Origin of the sequence: Kribbella sp. NPDC049584, from assembly GCF_040675555.1 — a bacterium.
GTDB lineage: Bacteria > Actinomycetota > Actinomycetes > Propionibacteriales > Kribbellaceae > Kribbella.
Genome location: NZ_JBFAPF010000018.1, coordinates 1 through 18,027, shown reverse-complemented (window position 1 = coordinate 18,027; position 18,027 = coordinate 1). Strand labels below are relative to the sequence as shown.

The window sequence follows — 18,027 nt, the reverse complement described above, 5'->3', positions numbered from 1 at the left end:
TCAGTTTCGCTCCCAGGCGGCGCGGTCGACAGTGTCCCCGGAGTGCCGGGCCAGCGTTGCGCACACGTCGTACAGGTGCTCCACCTGCTCCGGGGTGAGTGCGTCGAAGATCGACTTGCGCACCTCCTCGACGTGCCCGGGCGCCGTGTCGACCAGCTTCTGCCGGCCGAGCTCGGTGAGGATCGCGACCTGGCCGCGGCGGTCGGCCTCGACACCCTCGCGCTTGACCCAGCCGTTCTGCTCGAGCCGGTTGACCGCGTGCGAGAGCCGGCTACGCGAGCCTTGCGTCGCGACGGCGAGTTCACTCATCCGCAGCCGGTTGCCCGGCGCCTCGGACAGCCGGACCAGGATCTCGTAGTACGTATGCGGGATTCCGGCGTCGCGTTGCAGCTGTTGCTCGATGCGGCTACTCACCACTCGTTGCGCCGCGATGTACGCGCGCCAGGCCTGTGCTTCTCGTTGGTCCAGCCACCGGGTCTCCGCCATCCCCGCAGCGTACTTGTTCACCGATCCGGATCAGCAGTACGGCGAGCGCACAAACCAGCATGCCCGCGACAGCGAGCACCCCGATCGTCTCGTGGAAGATCAGGAACGCGAACACCATCGTGGTCGGCGGAACCAGATAGAGCAGCGAGCTGATGCGGGTTGCACCGGAGAGTTTGAGGTTGACCAAGTACAAACCCCAGCCACCGCCCGTTGCCAGCAGCACCAGCCAGAGCACTGCGCCGTAGAAGCCGGGCTGCTCCGGCACAGTCATCCTGTGGGTCGAGGTTGCCAACGCGGTAAAGAGCACAGCTGACACGAGACTCTGCACGGCCAGCGCATCCAGGGAACTCGTACTCGGCTTGCGGGAGCGCTCCAGACAGGTGCCTGCCACGAGGCCAAGGAGGCCGGCGATCGGCAGGAGGAACACGAGGGGCGATCCGTGGCCGGCCTCGAGGTCGTCGGCGACGACCAGGCCCACACCGGCCAGGCCGAGAACCAGGCCGAGCCATTGGCGTCGGCTGACCCGTTCGTCCAGCAGCGGTCCCGCCACGGTCGCGATGAGCAGCGGCTGAAGCGACCCGATGAGTGCGGTGACGCCGGCCGTGATCCCGTGGTCGATCCCGGTGAAGATCAGGCCGAGGTAGACGAACTGGGTGAGGAACGCCATCGAGATCTGGGTCGCAAGGTCGCGGTGGGAGATCCGCGGCCGCCTGATCGCCAGGATCGCGGCGGCGATCGCACCCGCGACGAGAAATCGCCAGGCGAGCAAGTCGAACGCGTTCGTGTACTGCGTACCCCACCGGGCGCCGATGAAGCCGCAGCTCCAGAACACGACGAACCCGGTTCCGGCCGCCAGCGTGAGCGCCTTGGATGTGGTCATGACAGCGACAGTAACCACACCGGTCCGTATACTGTCAGTATGCTCGACCAGCAGGTGAGACTGATCGTGGACCGGCAGGTGCGTGCGGCGCCCCGGCTGACGCCCGCCGGCGAGCGCATCCTCGATGCCGCGTCGACGCTCTTCTACGAGCACGGCATCCGGACGGTCGGTGTCGATGCGATCGCTGCAGCGGCGGACGTGACGAAGAAGACGCTGTACGACCGGTTCGGGTCGAAGGATCGGCTGATCGCGGCGTACCTCGAGGAGCGGGACCGTGCCTGGCACCTGTTCCTCGACGAGCAACTGGCCGCGCGACAGCCGGCGACGCCCGAAGACGTCATCCTGGGGTTGTTCGCGGCTTTGACGGACTGGCTGGCCGGGTCGCGCAACGGGTGTGGGTTCATCAATGCGAGCGTGGAGCTCGCGGCACCGGACCACCCGGCGATGCCGGTGATCGTCGGCCAGAAGCGCTGGATGCGATCCGAGTTCGAGGCGCAAGCCCGCGCGGCCGGCTTCGCGGATCCTGGTGAGCTGGCGGATCGTCTGCTGCTGCTCCACGAGGGAGCGCTGATCAGCTACCGGGTCGCGGCGATGACCGAAGCGCCGGAGGTCGCCGCGCGGGCGGCAGCCGATCTGCTGGCCGGGTGGCCGCGGGTCTAGGTGTTGCTGCGCTTGGGTCTAGGTGTTGCTGCGCTTGGTCAGAGTGAGGCCGACGAGGCGGGACACGACCATCGCGACGTACCCGAGACCGGCGAGCTGCTCGATCATCACCACCGATCGTCCCCACGAGGTGATCGGGACGACGTCGCTCAGGCCGGTACTGGAGAGCGTCGTGAAGCTCAGGAAGAGCAGCTCCATCCAGGTGCGATCGTTGCTTGGGTCAACAGCCGCGGTGAAGCTGGCTGGGACGAGTACCTGGACGAACACGTACAGGTAGGCGAAACCCCAAGCCACCAAGGTGAAAGTCGCGCCGGTCGCGAAGAGCTCGTCGACGCTGACGTCATGGTCGGACAGCATGTAACGGAGCAAGCTGTAGGCCGCGTAGAAGTAGAAGGCGGCGTGCAGTACGGCGGAGATCGCGACCACCGGATCGGTCGGATCGAACGCGTCGAGCAATGACAGTCCGACCGCCGGGATGCCCAGGCAGATGCTGACCCAGGTGAGGCCTGGAGTCGCGCGGACGGAGAAGACCGCGAGCACGAGTACGACGATGCCGAGGATCTCGAACGCCACGCGACCGGGCCGCGATCCCTCCATCGCCGGATAGACCAGCACGCCGAGCAACTGCACGACGAGCAGCACGGCGGACGGGTTCCGCCGGGCTCTGCTGAGGAGTTTCATCGTCCACCGCCCTTATCCGCTTCTTCGCCCGACTGCTCGCGGGAGGCGATGATGGCCGCGCGGCGGGCCAGTCGGTGACTCCGGCGGATCTCGGCCTCACGCAGCCGCCGCCGGTCCTCGTCGGTCACAGGGACGACCTGCGGAACCTCGCGCGGCTTGCCCTCCTCATCCACCGCGACGAACACCAGGTACGCCGAGGCCACGTGCATCTGCGGACTCACCGCATCCCACCGATCGGCCGTGATCCGTACGCCGACCTCCATCGAACTGCGCCCGGTCCAGTTCACCTGCGCGCTGAAATGCACGACATCACCGACCCGGACCGGGACGAGGAACACCATCTCGTCCATCGACGCCGTGACCGCGGCGCCGCCCGAGTGCCGTGCAGCGACGACACCCGCGACCGAGTCGACCAGCGTCATGATCACGCCACCGTGCACGGTCCCGAGCAGGTTGGTCTCGTTCTGCGCGGTGATGTGCGACAGCGACAGCCGGGTCTCGGAGGTCGGCCGCGACGACGGGCTGCTGGACATACAGGCTCCTTCGGGCTCCCGGACGGGTCTGCGCAGAGTATCCCGGGAGTTGTCCACAGATTCGGAAATCGCGGTCTCCGGCAGGCGCCGATCCTCGTACTTTCTCTGCCGAGAAGGAGGACCACGATGACCATCGACGCAGCCACCGAATATGCCCGAGGCAACAACTCCGGCCGTCCCGACCCGACCCTGACCCCGCTGTCCCGCCGCCAGGCCACCCGACTCGTGCACCTCGCCCTGTCCGCCGCGGCCGAGCTCGGGCTCGATCTCGCCTACCAGGGCGGGGCGGCCCTGGTCCCGGCCGATCGCACCGCGGACAATCCGGTGCTCGGTCTGAGCAACCTGGCCCGCCTCGTCGCCCAGTTCGACGAGGACCTTTGGCCGGTGCTCGTCGAGGACCATTTCGACCAACTGCTGGAGCAACTCCGGCACGGTCCACCGACACCACCGACAGATCCCGAGCGCGAGCTGATCCAGCGACTCGTCCCTCGCGACGCCCTGCCTGCCGACTGGACCGCGGACCGGCCCGACTTCCTGCCCGGCCTGCTATCGGTTCCGTCCACGACCGATGACGGGATCGTGACCATGTTCCTGGAGCCCGCGGACATGGGCATCACCTGGGCCGAGGCGGAACGCTTCGGCCTCGCCAATCTTCGGGGCCTGACCGACCACGTCGAGCATGTCGAACACGCGGACCTACAGGTCGACTTCGTCACCGGGACACCGTTCGCGGCCTCACGGGCACTCGTCCTCGACACCGTTCTCCGCGAGTCCCTGCGCGTGGACCACGCACCACACTGCGTGCTCGCGGCTGTGCCGGCCCGAGACACACTCATGCTGCACGTGATCCGGGACCTGTCCGTCATCCCGGCGCTCGGGCTGCTGCTCAACGTCGCGGCGCGCAGCCACGCTCACGACCCCGGACCGTTGTCGCCCGAGGTGTTCATGGTGACGCCCGACTTCCGTTGGTTTCCTGCGACGACGCTGTCGCCGGACTACACGCCACTGCGCTTGTCCTCCGAGCTCGAAACCCTGACCAAGATCCTGGCGACATCGGAGCCGCCGTTGCGGTTCTGACAGGTGCCCTTAGCAACTAATCCGCGCGGTTCAGCTACCAGTCAGCTACCAGGAGGTGTGAAATGACCAGGCCAGTCGGAGTGGCGGATGCGCGTGATCGAGCGGACCTCGCCGAGGGTGGTCCACTCGTCCTTGCCGAGACGGGCGAGCGGGCGGAGTCGACGTACCTCGGGGTGATCGCCGTCCATCATCGCCGCGTCGATCGCGATGTGCCGGACACGACCGATCACGAGCGTGCAGTCGCCGAGTTCGAGGGTGGTGTGCAGCGTGCACTCGATCGCGACCGGCGACTCCGCGACGCGTGGGACGGAGACCGTCCGCGACGGCTCGGTGGTCACGCCGATCGCGTCGAACTCCGAGACCTCCGGCGGGAAGTTCGTCCCGGAGGCGTTCACCTGCTCATACAGCGGCTCCGCGGCGAAGTTCACCACGAACTCGCCGGTCGCCTCGACGTTGTTCAGGCTGTCCTTCCGCCCGACCGAGGTGAACTGCACCATCGGCGGCTTGACGCACGAAACCGTGAAGAACGAGTGCGGCGCGAGGTTCAGCACGCCGTCGGCGGAGCGACTCGACACCCACGCGATCGGTCGCGGCACCACCACGGAGTTCAGCAGCGCGTAGAACTCTCGTCGCCCGACGGTCTCCGGATCTACATCGACACGCACGCCCGCAGTACATCAAACTCGGTGGATGCCGCCCCACCCCGCCTCGCGGATCCGGCCGGCAACTCTCGCGCGCGACGGAGAAGTGGATTGCCCGAGCATCACGATTTCCTGCACCAGGTGGCCGCTGTCGCCCGTCGCCACGGCGTCGATCCCGAACACGTGAAAGAGGTCGCCGGCGGCGTGGCCAACCGCGCCTTCATCCTCGGCGACGACCTGTTCCTCCGGGCTTCCCGCCCCGGCTACGAGGACGACCTCCGCAAGGAAACCCACGTCGTCCCCGCCGCCCGCCTCGTCGGCGTACTGACCCCCGAGATCCTCGAGTACGACGAAACCCACCGCCTCCTCGCCGCTCCGTACGTCGTGGTGGAACGCATCCACGGCGCCGAACCAACCGAAGCCCCCACCGGCCTCGCCGACGAACTCGCCCGCCTCCACCAACTCGAACACGCACCGGCCGACGCGCCCGCACCCCAAGACCCCGACACCGAAGCTCAGCCAGCCGACACACCCGCACCACGAGGTCTCCGCACCGAAGCTCAGCCAGGCGGCGCACCCGGAGCACCGCGGGTAGTCGAAGGAACCGGTGGCCGGAAGCAGGACGCACCAGGTGTCGTAGGAGACCTCTGGACCGAGGCTCGGCCAGGAGACCGGCGCCGTGATGGCCGCGAGTCTCGACCGCGGAGGGCGCTGGACCTCCCCGGCGTGCCGGAGGACGACTGGGGTGACCCGTGGCGGACGGTCGACGACCTGGCCACCCGCGGCTACGTAGATCCGGCGACGGCAAGGTGGCTGTCCGGTTGGTTCACCCGACTCGCGGAGCGCTTCGACGACAGCGGACCCAAGGTGCTCATCCACGGAGACGTTGCCACGCACAACCTTCTCGCCGGCCCGGACAACGAGCTCCGCGCCCTCATCGACTGGGGCGACGCAGCCTGGGCCCCACGCGCCATGGAGTTCGCCAAACTCCCGCTGACCCAGGTAGCCAAGATCCTCCCCGCATACGCCGCCCAGTCCCCCACCCCCGAGGAAGACCTGGCCGCCGCCATCCTCTGGTTCCACCTCTCCTGGGCCCTGGCCAAACTCCCAGCCCCACCCTGGCCCGCCCAACACCACTGGACCGCCCCCACCACCAGCCGCCTCCTCAACATCCTCCACTTCTTCACCACCACCCCACCCCCACCCTGGCCCGACCTCACCTGACCTGGCAGGACCTCGTAGCACCACTGATCAAGAAGGTGGGGTTCTTGGTGTTAGTTGTGGGGTTTCTGCTTGAAAACAAGGGGTTTGCGATTGGTTGGGGATGGGGCAGACTGTGGTTTTGTGACTGAATATGTGGCGGCTGACGGCCGGTATGACGACCAGATGAGTTACCGGCGGACCGGGCGAAGCGGGCTGCTGTTGCCGGCGATCTCGTTGGGGTTGTGGCACAACTTCGGCGACGACAAGCCGTTCGTGACGCAGCGCGACATCCTGCGGCGGGCGTTCGACCTCGGCGTCACGCACTTCGACCTGGCGAACAACTACGGCCCGCCGTACGGCTCGGCCGAGACGAACTTCGGGACGCACTTCGCGCGGGACTTCAGCAAGTACCGCGACGAGCTGATCATCTCGACCAAGGCCGGGTACGACATGTGGCCGGGGCCGTACGGTCAGGGCGGCGGCTCGCGGAAGTACCTGCTCGCCTCGCTCGACCAGTCGCTGAGCCGGATGGGCCTCGACTACGTCGACATCTTCTACTCGCACCGGTTCGACCCGGACACCCCGCTCGAGGAGACGATGGGTGCGCTCGTCGCGGCCGTCCGCTCGGGCAAGGCGCTGTACGCCGGCATCTCGTCGTACTCCGCGGACCGGACCCGAGAGGCGGCCCGGATCCTGGGCGAGATGGGTACGCCGCTGCTGATCCACCAGCCGTCCTACTCGATGCTGAACCGCTGGATCGAGGAGGACCTGCTCGACGCCGTCGGTGAGCTCGGTGTCGGCGTGATCGCGTTCTCGCCGCTGGCGCAGGGCGTGCTCACGGACCGGTATCTCGGCGGCATCCCGTCGGACTCCCGTGCGGCGCAGGGCAAGTCGCTCGACCCGGACTCGCTGACCGAGGACACCCTCAAGCACGTCCGCGCCCTGGCCGAGATCGCCAAGGAACGCGGCCAGTCCGTCGCCCAGCTGGCCCTTGCCTGGACGCTCCGCGACGACCGCGTCACCAGCGCGCTGATCGGCGCCTCCAGCGTCGCGCAGCTCGAGGACAACCTGGCCACGGTCCGCAACCTCAAGTTCTCCCCCGAGGAGCTCGAGGCCATCGACGCCGACGCCGTCGAAGCCGGCATCAACCTGTGGAAGAAGAGCTCGGACGCCTGACCGTCCCCCTGAATCACCAGACCGAAGCGCCCGCCGTACCCCTTGCGGCGGGCGCTTCTGTATGCCGGAAGGTTACGGAGCGGGGTGGGGTGGTTGCGGTTCGGACGGGTTGGGCACACGCTGGAATAGGTCCTGGCTGGACTGCCAGACAGGACCTCGAACCCCCTGGAGGTGGTTGAGATGACCGCTTCGACGCTCGAAATGGCCCTCGGCTACGAACACGCGAAGATCCGGGAGCTGGCGGAGCCGGCGCATCACCCGGATGCGGCCCACCCTGAGCACAGGCACCAGACGGACTGGTTCTACGCGATCGCCGCACAGCACCTGGCGGCCGCCGAAGACGTGCTCCTCCCACACGTCCAGCGTCTCCCCGACGGCGCGCACATGGTCACCAGGTACGTCGGTAACGCCAAGGAACTGGAACGTTCACTGCGCTTCCTGAAGGGACGGCAGTACGGCGACAGCCGGTTCGTGGATCTCCAGCACACCGAGCTGTGGCAGCAGATCGACCGGCTGCTCGGACAGCATGAGCAGCTGGAGGCCACGTACAGCCGGCAGATCTGCGAGCAGCTCGAGAGCTTGGATGTGAACGCGCTGACCGAGGACCTGTTGGAGGCCGAGGAAGTCGCACCCACCCGGGCGCACCCGTCCTCGCCGCACACCGGGATGGCCGGCCGGCTGGCGCACCGGATGTGGCGGATGGCCGACACCGCGTGGGACAGCGCCGAGGGACGGGTGGTGCCGATCAAGTACCACGCACATCCCAAGCGTGACTCCGCGCTGTCGCACTACCTGTACGGCACACCGATAGACGAACAGGAACGCCAGTAGAAAGGGAAAACCCAGTAGAAAAGGGTGACCGGGCCCCGAAGCGGATGCCTCCGCTGGGACCCGGTCCGCCGGCACTCACTGCGCCTGGTCGTGGGGCCGGCGTCGGTCCCGTCGCCGCTGCGCCTGGTGTGCGGAGACGGGCCCTGCGTCCTCCCCCGCTGCGCCTGGTGTGCGGGGGAGGACGGTCTGTGACCTGGTCACGAGCGGTCCGGACCCCTTATGGTCCGGTGCCCACCCGTAAACCGGAAATTGCTATTTCAGCCCGTCGATCGCCTTCTTCGCGCCGGGGTGCAACGGCACCGGGTCGGTCTTCTCCGCGTTGTCGAGCGTGATGCCCTTCGCGGCCGCGTTCACCGCGACGAGCGCATCCATGTTGTCGTAGATGACCTTCGTCAGCTGCTCGGCGAGCTCGTCCTTCATGTCCTTGCGGACGAGCAGCACGTTCGGCACGACGATCGTCGGTACGTCGGCCGCCTGCTTGTACGTCGCGGCCGGGATCGGCGCCTGGGTGTAGATCGAGCCGTACTTCTCCTGCATTTTCGGCAGTAGGTCCGTGATCGGCAAGAGCTTCACACCCTTGCCCATACTCGTGGTCAGGTCGGTGATCCCGCCGGTCGGCAGGCCGCCGGACCAGACCAGTGCGTCGATCGAGCCGGACTTCATCGCGTCCACCGACTCCGGCAGCCCGAGCCGCTGAGCGGTGACATCGTGAGCCGGGTCCAGCCCAGCCGCCTCCAGCAGCCTGCGCGCGATCACCTCGGTCCCGGAGTTCGGCGAACCGGTCGAGACCCGCTTGCCCTTCAGGTCCGCGATCGAGTTGACCCCGGCCGACGTCCGGACGGCGACCTGCGTGTAGTTGTTGTACAGCCGGGTCAGCGCGACCACGTCCTGCTTCGACTTGAAGCTGTTCTCGCCCTTCACAGCGTCCGACGCCGAGTCACCCAGCGAGAAGGCGATGTCGTAGTTGCCCGCCACCAGGCCCTGGATGTTCTGCACCGAGGCACCGGTCTCACTGGCGGTCGCGCGGTATCCGGACATCTTGGACGAGATCACCGAGGCCAGCGCACCGCCGAGCTGGTAGTACACCCCTGTCGTGTTGCCGGTGGCAATCGTCAGTCGGCCGCCGCCGTCCGAAGACCCAGCGGGCTCACGCTGACCCCCACAGGCAGCCAGCGAGACGACAGCGGCAAGCGCCACGACAGTGGTGCGGAGTCTCATGAGGCAACGGTTCCTTCCGCGGAAGAGGCCTGGCGCTGCCGCCGGACCAGATTGATGACGACGGCAACAAGTAGCAAACAGATTCCGGCCGTGATGGTTACGGGCGCGAGGTACAGCAGCAACGCCGCGGCCGGCACACAGACCGCCCGCTCGAGCCAGGTCGCCCGGACGAAGACCCAACCGCCGGTCACGACAGCGAGCGCGGCGACGGCGAGCATCGACACCAGCGTGGTCCAGACCATGCCGACGAACGATCCCTGACCGAGCAGGTGCGCGCCGTTGTCGGTGAGCACGAACGCGAACGGCACCAGGAACGCCGGCAGCGTGTACTTCCACGCCTGCCACATCGTCGGCATCACCTTGCCGCCGGTGATCGCGGCGGTCGCCACCGCGGCCAGGGCGGTCGGCGGCGAGACCTCGGAGAGTACGGCGTAGTAGAAGATGAACATGTACGCCTCGGGCTGGGTCACCCCGAGGTTCACCAGCGCCGGCGAGATGATCACCGCCGCGATGATGAACGACGCGGTCACCGGCACCGCGAGCCCGAGGATCAGCACGGCGAACCCGGACAGCACCACGGTCAGAATCAGGATCGCGGTGTGGTTCGAAGTCAGTCCGCGGGCCGCGTTGACGATGATCTCGGCGAGGTTCAGCCCGAGCCCGGTCTGGGTGGTGACCGCGACGATCACTCCCGCGGTCGCGCAGGTCGCCGCCACCGGCAGCACGGAACGGGTGCCCTGGGCAAGCGCTTTGAACAACGGCCGGCCGGTCAGCCGGTGCTCGCGGTCCAGGAACGACAGCCCGAACTGGATGATCACCGCGTAGACGACCGCCTTGAACGGCGGTACGTCGACCGCCATGAACGCGATGATCACGAACAACGACAAGAAGTGGTACCCGAACCGCAGCAGCAACCGCCACGCCGAGTCCGTCGACGTCTCCGCGGAGGTCGTCCCGTGCTTGCGGGCGTCGATCTCGATCGCGAGCAGGATGCCCAGGTAGTACAGGATCGTCGGGATCACCGCGAACCCGAGGACCTTGAGGTACGACACCTGCAGGAACTCCGCGATGATGAACGCGGCCGCGCCCAGCGTCGGCGGCGACAAGATCGCGCCGATACCGGATGCGGCGAGCATTCCGCCGGCCGGTTCGGGCGGATAGCCGGCCCGGCGCAGGATCGGCCACGACACGGTGCCGAGCGACACGGCGGTCGCCGTACCGGAGCCTGACACGCTACCGAGCAGGAAGCCCGCGAGCGTGACCGTGCGGCCCGGCGCCGTACGGCTGCGTTTGAAGGCCGCGAAGGACAGGTCGATGAAGAACTTGCCGGCGCCCGAGTAGTCGAGCACCGCGCCGTAGATAGTGAAGAGCACGATGTACGACGCGGCGACGCTCAACGGTGTCCCGTAGAACCCGGCCGTACCCATCGTGAACTGCGCGATGATCGCGTCGAAGTTGAAGCCCTGGTGGGCAAGGGACCACGTGTAGGGCAGGTAGCCGCCGTAGTACGCGTACGCGATGAACACCAGGCTGAACACGGGCAGGACCCAGCCCGTCGTACGCCGGCATGCCTCGAGCAACAGAATCAGCAGAAGTGCACCGGCGATCACGTCGAGAGTCGTCGGCGCCTGCCGCCGCTCGAGGAATCCGTCGAAGTCGAACAGCGGATAGACACAGACCGCCAGCGCGACAGCAGCCAGAACCCAGTCCACGACACCCGGATCGTCATGCGTGCGAGTCCGGCCGGGAAGACGAAAACCGCGGTAACACAGCAGCGTGATCGGCAGAACCGCTGCGAGAAAGATCACCAGGTAGAACTGCGTGCCTTGTGGTAGTGGGAAGAAAACCTGTGCAAGCACGCCGAGGCTGACGATCGCGCACCAGATCGAGACAACCAGGTCGAGGGCAGGCCTGAGCCGCCGAGCGGGGCGTTCCTGCTCATACTCGGCCAGGTCTTCCTCGGAGGGCGTGGTCACGCTTCCCCCGGTACGAACACCGACAGTCATCTACCGGTTCCCTCCTGTGGTCGGAAGGCTAATGTTGCCGAACACTGCATGGAGTCGCGTGATTACGTCTTTACCAAGATCTGACACATGAGGACGTGACCTGGCCTACGATCACCGCATGAGTGGCGCGGTCCGGATTCTGCTGGTCGAGGACGATCTCGATATCGCCAATGCCCTGATACCCGCTTTGCGGCGCTACGGCTTGATGGTGACGCACGTTCGCACTGCCGCGGACGCCCTGGCGGCGGATCCCGGCGACCTGGTCCTGCTGGACCTGGGGCTGCCGGACGGGGACGGCATCAACGTCTGCCGGCAGATCCGCACGGTGTCCGACGTGCCGGTGATCGCGGTGACGGCGCGCGGCGAGGCCGCGGACCGGGTCCGCGGCCTGCGCAGCGGCGCCGACGACTATGTGGTCAAACCGTTCGCGATTTCCGAACTGCTGGCCCGCATCGATGCTGTACTACGTCGTACCGGTCTCTTGCAGCCCCGCCCCCGGGTGACCGTCGGTGACCTGACCGTGGACATCGAGGCCCGGACGGTTCAGGTGGCGGACAAGCCCATCAGCCTGACCCGCAAGGAGTTCGACGTGCTAGCAGTGCTGGCCGCTCACCACGGCCGGGTGGTCCCCCGCGAACAGGTAGCCCTGTACGCCTGGCAGTCGGTCTTCGAGGCGTCCTCGCGGACCATGGACGTCCACGTCGCCAGCCTGCGCGCGAAGCTCGGCCGGCCCGAACTGGTGCAGACCATCCGCGGCGTCGGCTACCGCCTGGGTTCGGACTGACCGTTGCGCCGTCGATTACTGCAGTCCCTCGTCCCGATGGTCGTCGCACTGGCCATCGTCGCTGTCATCCCGTTGGCGAACTTCATCGCGACGAGTACGTCGCGCACGCTCTTCCTGTCCCGCAGCAACGACGCGGACTGGTTCGCCACCATGGCGGAGTCCCCGCTGCAGACCGGTGACATCGCCAACCTGCGTGAGCTGGCAGTCCGGTACCAGGAGCTGTACAACACGCCGGTCTTCGTGGTCGACGTCGACTCCCGCGTGATCGCGACCTCCGTGTCCGGTGTGGACGTGAAGGAGCCGGACATCGCGACCGCGCTGCACAGCACGCTGGCAGGCCGGCTGCCGCCCGAGCCGCCCGCACTGTGGCCGTGGCGCTCCGGCGAGATGATCGTGTCCCGTCCGGTCGTCAACAACGGCAGCGTCCTCGGCGCCGCCGTACTGCGGGTGCCGACCGAGAACGCCCGCGACCAGGTGCAGCGGGGCCTGCTGCTGCTCCTCGGCGGCCTGCTGATCAGCATCGGCGCGATCATCGTCGGTATCGTCCGGCCGATCACCCGCTGGGTGCTCCGGCCGCTGCAGGACCTCGACAACGCGACCCACCAGATCACCCGCGGCGCGCTCGACACGCGCGTGTCGACCGACGGCCGTGCACCCGAGCTACGTCGTCTCGGCGACAGCTTCAACTCGATGGCGCTGAGCCTGCACCAGGCCCGTCAGCGTGAGCGTGAGTTCGTCGCGGACGCGTCGCACCAGCTGCGTACGCCGCTGACGTCGGCCCGGATCCACATCGAAGGCCTGTCCCGGCTGTCGCCGACCGCACGGTTCGCGCTCAGTGACATCGACCGGCTCGGCCGGATCGTCCAGCGGCTGTCCCGCCTGGCCGGCTCGGACCGCCCCTCGGCAGCCGATGCCGAAGGCAACGAAGAGCCGCTGGACCTGGCCCAGGCCGTGAAGGAACGCCTGGTCGGCTGGAAGGCCGTGTACGCCGCCGACGACCTGGAACTGATCGTCGGCGAGATGGTCCCGGGCGGAGTCGCTCCCGAGCTCGAGGTCGACGACATCCTCGACGTACTGCTCGACAACGCGTCGAAGTACGGCGCTCCGCCGGTGGAGGTCTCGGTCACGCGGGACGGCACCGAGGTTGTGATGTCGGTCCGCGACCACGGCCTGGGGCTCGGCTCACGCGATCTGAAGAAGGTCGGCGAGCGGTTCTGGCGCAGCGCGCACCACCGGGAGATGCCGGGCACCGGCCTCGGCCTGGCGATCGTCCGCTCCGAGGCGGCCCGGGTCGGCGGCCGCGTGGTCGCCCGCCCGCCGATCGGCGGCGGCCTGGTGATCGAGGTCCGCGTCCCGCTGATCGACGACTACGACGCCTGACCCGGACGACGCCTGACCCGCGGACGACGCCCGACCCGCGGACGACGCCCCGCTCAGGTGGCGCGGACGACCGGCTCAGATGTGGTTCTGCCGGTACCAGCGTTCGGCGGCGGGATGGAGCGGGACCGGCATCGTGGAGATGGCCGAGCGCGGGTCGAGGGCGCCGGCTTCCGGGTGCTTCGGGATCAGGTCGTTCTGGCGGCGGAACAGCGTGTTGACCGTCCACCAGGCCCACGAATCGGACAGCCCCGGCTTCGCGATCAGGTAGTTCGGCACCGCCAGCGTCTGCACCGCGCTGGCCAGCCCGTACTGCGACGGCGGGATCGACGACACGACGAAACCACCGAACTCCTTCAACGCGATCGTCTGCGCGAACTTCCCGATGTCCAGCAGCCGGAAGCCGAGCGTGCTCTGCAACTCCGCGATCGGCACCGTCGGTACGCCGCCGCTCCAGATGAACGCGTCGATCGCGCCCCGTTTGGCGTTGGCCTTCGGGACCAGCGCGGCGACCGAGTCCTCCAGGCTCATGTTGACCCGCGTGACATCGACCTTCGCCTCGTCCAGGATCATGTCGGCGATGATCTGCGTGCCCGAGTTCTTCGGCCCGACGCTGACGACCATCTTCTGGTTGGGCGCGTTCTTGGGCGGGTTCAGGTCCGTGAGGTCCTTGGCCTTCGAGGCCATCGGCACCACGACGTGCACGTAGTTGTCGTACACCCGGGCGAGCGCGGTGAACCGCAGCGGGCCCCTGCTGAACTGACCGGTGCCCTCGTACGCCGCGAGCGCCGAGTCCGACGTACAGAAGCCGAGGTCGGCGGGGCGGCTCGAGCCGAGGTCGCCGGCGCGGCTCGCGACCCTGGTCAGGTTGTCGACCGACCCGTTGCTCGGCAGCGGCTTCAGCTCCATGCCGGTGACTTCGCTCACCAGTTCGCAGAGCGCCGTGCCGAAGGAGTTGTAGACGCCACCGGGGTTGCCGGTGACGAAGGTCCCGGCCTCGGCGGGCGCGGGCTCGTCCGCGCGGCCGCGGGAGCAGCCGGGCACCAGCAGAGCCGACGCCGCCGCGGCTCCGAAGCCGAGAATGCTGCGCCTCGTCATCCCAGTCGGCCGGGCAGGGGTCAGCAGGCGGGGGCGATCCATGCACACAACCTAGACAACAACCGGGCCTTCGGGGTAGCCGTGTGCACTGCCGCAACCGAACCGCTACCGACAGGTAAGGCTGGATACCGTGGCCAAACTGCGTCTGGACGGGCCAGGGGTAGGTGTGACAGCGTTGTCATCCGTGCGGCCGTAGCGGCCGCGTGAGGATCTTCCCCGGAGGCTGATTTCGTGCACGACGACCGTCAACTCATCGAGGAGCGGCTCAGGCGCGCCCTGCGGGAGCGGCTCCGCCCCGCGATCTACGGCGCGGCCGTCCCGCTGGACATCGAGGTGTGGCACGCACCTGGTGAGCCCGTGTCACCCGCCGAGGCGCTGGCGCAGACCTACGAGAAGGCCGAGATCGGCCAGCCGTGGGGTCCGGCCTGGGGCACCGCGTGGTTCAAGTTCAGCGGTCAGGTCCCGTCCGAGTGGGCCGGCAGCGAGATCGAGGCGGTCATCGACCTCGGTTTCAGCGGCGGTCCCGGCTTCTCCGCCGAGGGCCTGGTGCACACCACCTCCGGCAAGCCGCTGAAGGGCCTGCACCCGCGACAGACCTACGCACCGCTCTCGATCCTCGGCCCGGACGGTACGGCGGCCGCCCCCGGCGACCGCATCGAGTTCTACGTCGAGGGCGCCGCGAACCCGGAGATCCCGCTCGACAACGCCTACGCCAAGGTCGACATCGGCGCCAAGCTCGGCGACCACCCGATCTATCAGCTCGCCCGCGCCGACCTGGCCGTGTTCAACGCCGAGGTGTGGGACCTGATCCTCGACCTCGAGGCGCTCGACAGCCTGCAGAAGGAGCTGTCCGCCCAGGAGCCGCGCCGTCGCGAGATCCTGCGCGCGATCAGCCGTTCGCTGGACGCGCTCGACTACGAGAACGTCGCCGGCACCGCCGCGGACGCCCGCGCGCAACTGACCGACGTACTGAGCCGGCCGGCGCACGCCAGCGCGCACCAGCTGTCCGCCGTCGGGCACGCGCACATCGACTCCGCCTGGCTGTGGCCGCTGCGGGAGACGCGGCGCAAGGTCGCCCGTACGGTCTCCAACGTCGCCACGCTGGCCGAGGAGTACCCGGAGCTGGTCTTCGCGTTCTCGCAGGCCCAGCAGCATGCCTGGGTGAAGGACAACTACCCGGAAGTCTGGGAGCGGCTGAAGAAGGCCGTTGCCGAGGGCACCATCGTTCCGGTGGGCGGCATGTGGGTCGAGTCCGACACCAACCTGCCCGGCAGCGAGGCCCTGGCCCGGCAGTTCGTGCACGGCAAGCGGTTCTTCCTGGACGAGTACGGGATCGACACCCAGGAGGTCTGGCTGCCGGACTCGTTCGGCTACACTGCGGCGCTGCCGCAGCTGGTGAAGCTGTCCGGCTCGAAGTGGTTCCTGACCCAGAAGATCTCCTGGAACAAGGAGAACAAGTTCCCGCACCACACCTTCTGGTGGGAGGGTCTCGACGGCACCCGGGTGTTCACCCACTTCCCGCCGATCGACACGTACAACTCCGACCTGTCCGGTCGCGAGCTCGCGCACGCGCAGCGGAACTTCCAGGAGAACGGCGCCGCGACCCGCTCGCTGGTCCCGTTCGGGTACGGCGACGGCGGTGGCGGCCCCACCCGTGAGTTCGTCGCGACCGCTCGCCGGGTCAAGGACCTGGAGTCCTCGCCGAAGGTGACGATCGAGTCCCCGACCGAGTTCTTCACGGCCGCCGAGGACGAGTACCGCGAGAACGCGCCGGTCTGGTCGGGTGAGCTCTACCTGGAGATCCACCGCGCGACGTACACCTCGCAGGCCAAGACCAAGCAGGGCAACCGGCGGACCGAGCACCTGCTGCGCGAGGCCGAGCTGTGGACCACGGCGGCGGTTGTCGCGGGCAAGCTCGACACGTACCCGTACGAGGACCTGGACCGGCTGTGGAAGGTCGCGCTGCTGCACCAGTTCCACGACATCCTGCCGGGCTCGTCGATCTCGTGGGTGCACCGCGAGGCCGAGGCGACGTACGCCAAGGTGGCCGAGGAGCTGAACGCGATCATCGCCAAGGCCCAGCAGGCGCTGGCCGGCTCTGGTGACGCGCAGATCGTGTTCAACGCGGCGCCGCACAGCCGTAACGGTGTCGCCGGGCTCGGCGCGGGGATCACCACCGGCGCGGGTCAGGCCGTCACGATGGAGGACGGCGTACTGGACAACGGGCGGATCCGGGTCACGATCGACGAGCGCGGTCTGATCACCTCGCTGTACGACGTCGAGGCGGACCGCGAGGTCATCGCACCAGGTGCCGTGGGCAACCTTCTCCAGCTGCACGTGGACACCCCGAACCACTGGGACGCGTGGGACGTCGACTCGTTCTACAAGAACAACGTCCGGGACGTGACCGAGGTCGACAGCGTCGACTTCAGCACCGTCGAGGGTGTCGCAACCGTGGTGGTGAAGCGGTCGTTCGGCCGGTCCACCGTGACGCAGACGCTGCGGGTCCAGCCGGGCGCGAAGCGGGTCGACATCGAGACCGAGATGGACTGGCACGAGACCGAGAAGTTCCTCAAGGCGGCGTACCCGGTCGACGTGCACGCGGACCGGTCGGCGTCGGAGACGCAGTTCGGGCACATCTTCCGGCCGACGCACCAGAACACGTCGTGGGACGCGGCGAAGTTCGAGATCGCGGCGCACCGCTGGGTGCACGTCGGCGAGCCGGGGTACGGCGTTGCCGTGGTCAACGACTCGACGTACGGCCACGACATCAACCGGACCGCGCGGGAGGACGGCGGTACGACGACCACGATCCGGACGTCGCTGATCCGCGCGCCGCGCTTCCCCGACCCGAAGACCGACCAGGGCGTGCACACCGTGAACCACGCGCTGGTCGTCGGCGCGGGGATCCCCGAGGCGATCGAGGAGGGTTACGCGATCAACCTCCCCGAGCGCGTCGTCACCGGCACCGACGGCGTCGAGCCGATCGTTGCCCTGGACAACGACAACGTCATCGTCGAGGCCGTCAAGCTCGCCGACGACAAGTCGGGCGACGTCGTCGTCCGCCTGTACGAGTCCACCGGCGGCCGGTCCCGGGCCACCATCACCCCGTCCTTCCAGGCGGCGTCGGCCACCGAGGTCGACCTCCTGGAACGCCACCTCGCCGACCGTGAGCTGACGGACAACGGGGTCGCCCTGGACCTCCGCCCCTTCCAGATCCTGACGCTGCGCTTCAAGCGTTCCTGATCCCCCCCACCCCCGGGAGCCTCCCCTCCCCGAACCGCGTCTCATGCCCGAACCGAACGGCCTCGAGGTCTGCCGGCGGCTGCGTTCGGGCGGGCACGATACGCCGATCCTGATGCTCACGGCCCGGGAC

The 18,027-nt window shown here is 68.1% G+C and carries 16 protein-coding genes; 8 read left to right on the top strand and 8 right to left on the bottom strand.

Annotated features, from left to right (window positions below):
• Together AB0J62_RS39965 and AB0J62_RS39960 are read right to left on the bottom strand one after the other, a co-directional pair.
• Window positions 1–414 carry a MarR family transcriptional regulator gene (locus tag AB0J62_RS39965; protein WP_363882939.1) on the bottom strand — a complete coding sequence of 138 codons (414 nt, stop codon included), beginning with the start codon at window positions 412–414 and terminating at the stop codon, window positions 1–3.
• A complete protein-coding gene (locus AB0J62_RS39960; RefSeq protein WP_363882937.1) occupies window positions 407–1,366 on the bottom strand; it encodes a DMT family transporter in 960 nt (319 codons plus the stop codon). Before AB0J62_RS39960 ends, AB0J62_RS39965 begins: the two co-directional genes overlap by 8 nt.
• Before the next feature lie 39 nt (window positions 1,367–1,405).
• Between AB0J62_RS39960 and AB0J62_RS39955 the strand changes: the two genes are divergently transcribed.
• A complete protein-coding gene (locus tag AB0J62_RS39955; protein WP_363882934.1) occupies window positions 1,406–2,026 on the top strand; it encodes a TetR/AcrR family transcriptional regulator in 621 nt (206 codons plus the stop codon).
• Window positions 2,027–2,044: 18 nt separating this feature from the next.
• On the opposite strand, the gene AB0J62_RS39950 is transcribed toward AB0J62_RS39955, so the two are convergent.
• Window positions 2,045–2,707 carry a potassium channel family protein gene (locus AB0J62_RS39950; RefSeq protein ID WP_363882931.1) on the bottom strand — a complete coding sequence of 221 codons (663 nt, stop codon included), beginning with the start codon at window positions 2,705–2,707 and terminating at the stop codon, window positions 2,045–2,047.
• On the bottom strand, window positions 2,704–3,240 hold the full coding sequence (locus AB0J62_RS39945) for an acyl-CoA thioesterase (protein ID WP_363882929.1): 537 nt from the start codon (window positions 3,238–3,240) through the stop codon (window positions 2,704–2,706). The genes AB0J62_RS39950 and AB0J62_RS39945 overlap by 4 nt, the downstream gene beginning before the upstream one ends.
• Window positions 3,241–3,366: 126 nt before the next feature.
• Between AB0J62_RS39945 and AB0J62_RS39940 the strand changes: the two genes are divergently transcribed.
• Entirely contained in the window at window positions 3,367–4,317 is a 951-nt protein-coding gene (locus AB0J62_RS39940) for a hypothetical protein (protein ID WP_363882926.1), read from the top strand.
• Between the two features lie 41 nt (window positions 4,318–4,358).
• On the opposite strand, the gene AB0J62_RS39935 is transcribed toward AB0J62_RS39940, so the two are convergent.
• Window positions 4,359–4,982, bottom strand: a complete 624-nt coding sequence (locus AB0J62_RS39935) for a flavin reductase family protein (RefSeq protein WP_363882923.1) — start codon at window positions 4,980–4,982, stop codon at window positions 4,359–4,361.
• Between the two features lie 87 nt (window positions 4,983–5,069).
• Between AB0J62_RS39935 and AB0J62_RS39930 the strand changes: the two genes are divergently transcribed.
• The 3 genes from AB0J62_RS39930 to AB0J62_RS39920 all read left to right on the top strand — a co-directional run bounded on the left by AB0J62_RS39930 (window position 5,070) and on the right by AB0J62_RS39920 (window position 8,168).
• Window positions 5,070–6,182, top strand: a complete 1,113-nt coding sequence (locus tag AB0J62_RS39930) for an aminoglycoside phosphotransferase family protein (RefSeq protein WP_363882920.1) — start codon at window positions 5,070–5,072, stop codon at window positions 6,180–6,182.
• Window positions 6,183–6,302: 120 nt separating this feature from the next.
• Window positions 6,303–7,337, top strand: a complete 1,035-nt coding sequence (gene mgrA, locus AB0J62_RS39925; protein ID WP_363882917.1) for an L-glyceraldehyde 3-phosphate reductase — start codon at window positions 6,303–6,305, stop codon at window positions 7,335–7,337.
• 180 nt (window positions 7,338–7,517) lie between these two features.
• A complete protein-coding gene (locus tag AB0J62_RS39920) occupies window positions 7,518–8,168 on the top strand; it encodes a hypothetical protein (protein ID WP_363882914.1) in 651 nt (216 codons plus the stop codon).
• Window positions 8,169–8,420: 252 nt separating this feature from the next.
• Here the strand turns inward: AB0J62_RS39920 and AB0J62_RS39915 are convergent, their stop codons facing one another.
• Both AB0J62_RS39915 and AB0J62_RS39910 read right to left on the bottom strand, forming a co-directional pair.
• Window positions 8,421–9,386, bottom strand: coding sequence for a TAXI family TRAP transporter solute-binding subunit (locus AB0J62_RS39915; protein WP_363882911.1), 966 nt, complete (start codon window positions 9,384–9,386; stop codon window positions 8,421–8,423).
• Window positions 9,383–11,392 (bottom strand): TRAP transporter fused permease subunit, encoded by a 2,010-nt coding sequence (locus tag AB0J62_RS39910; RefSeq protein ID WP_363882909.1) that lies wholly within the window; start codon window positions 11,390–11,392, stop codon window positions 9,383–9,385. Before AB0J62_RS39910 ends, AB0J62_RS39915 begins: the two co-directional genes overlap by 4 nt.
• Before the next feature lie 118 nt (window positions 11,393–11,510).
• On the opposite strand from AB0J62_RS39910, the gene AB0J62_RS39905 reads away from it, so the two are divergent.
• Together AB0J62_RS39905 and AB0J62_RS39900 are read left to right on the top strand one after the other, a co-directional pair.
• On the top strand, window positions 11,511–12,176 hold the full coding sequence (locus AB0J62_RS39905) for a response regulator transcription factor (protein ID WP_012918592.1): 666 nt from the start codon (window positions 11,511–11,513) through the stop codon (window positions 12,174–12,176).
• Between the two features lie 36 nt (window positions 12,177–12,212).
• Entirely contained in the window at window positions 12,213–13,556 is a 1,344-nt protein-coding gene (locus AB0J62_RS39900) for a HAMP domain-containing sensor histidine kinase (protein WP_134105670.1), read from the top strand.
• Between the two features lie 75 nt (window positions 13,557–13,631).
• On the opposite strand, the gene AB0J62_RS39895 is transcribed toward AB0J62_RS39900, so the two are convergent.
• Window positions 13,632–14,693, bottom strand: a complete 1,062-nt coding sequence (locus AB0J62_RS39895; RefSeq protein ID WP_363882904.1) for a TAXI family TRAP transporter solute-binding subunit — start codon at window positions 14,691–14,693, stop codon at window positions 13,632–13,634.
• Between the two features lie 189 nt (window positions 14,694–14,882).
• Between AB0J62_RS39895 and AB0J62_RS39890 the strand changes: the two genes are divergently transcribed.
• Complete coding sequence (locus tag AB0J62_RS39890) at window positions 14,883–17,897, top strand: glycoside hydrolase family 38 C-terminal domain-containing protein (RefSeq protein ID WP_363882902.1); 3,015 nt, start codon at window positions 14,883–14,885, stop codon at window positions 17,895–17,897.
• Window positions 17,898–18,027 lie beyond the last annotated feature (130 nt).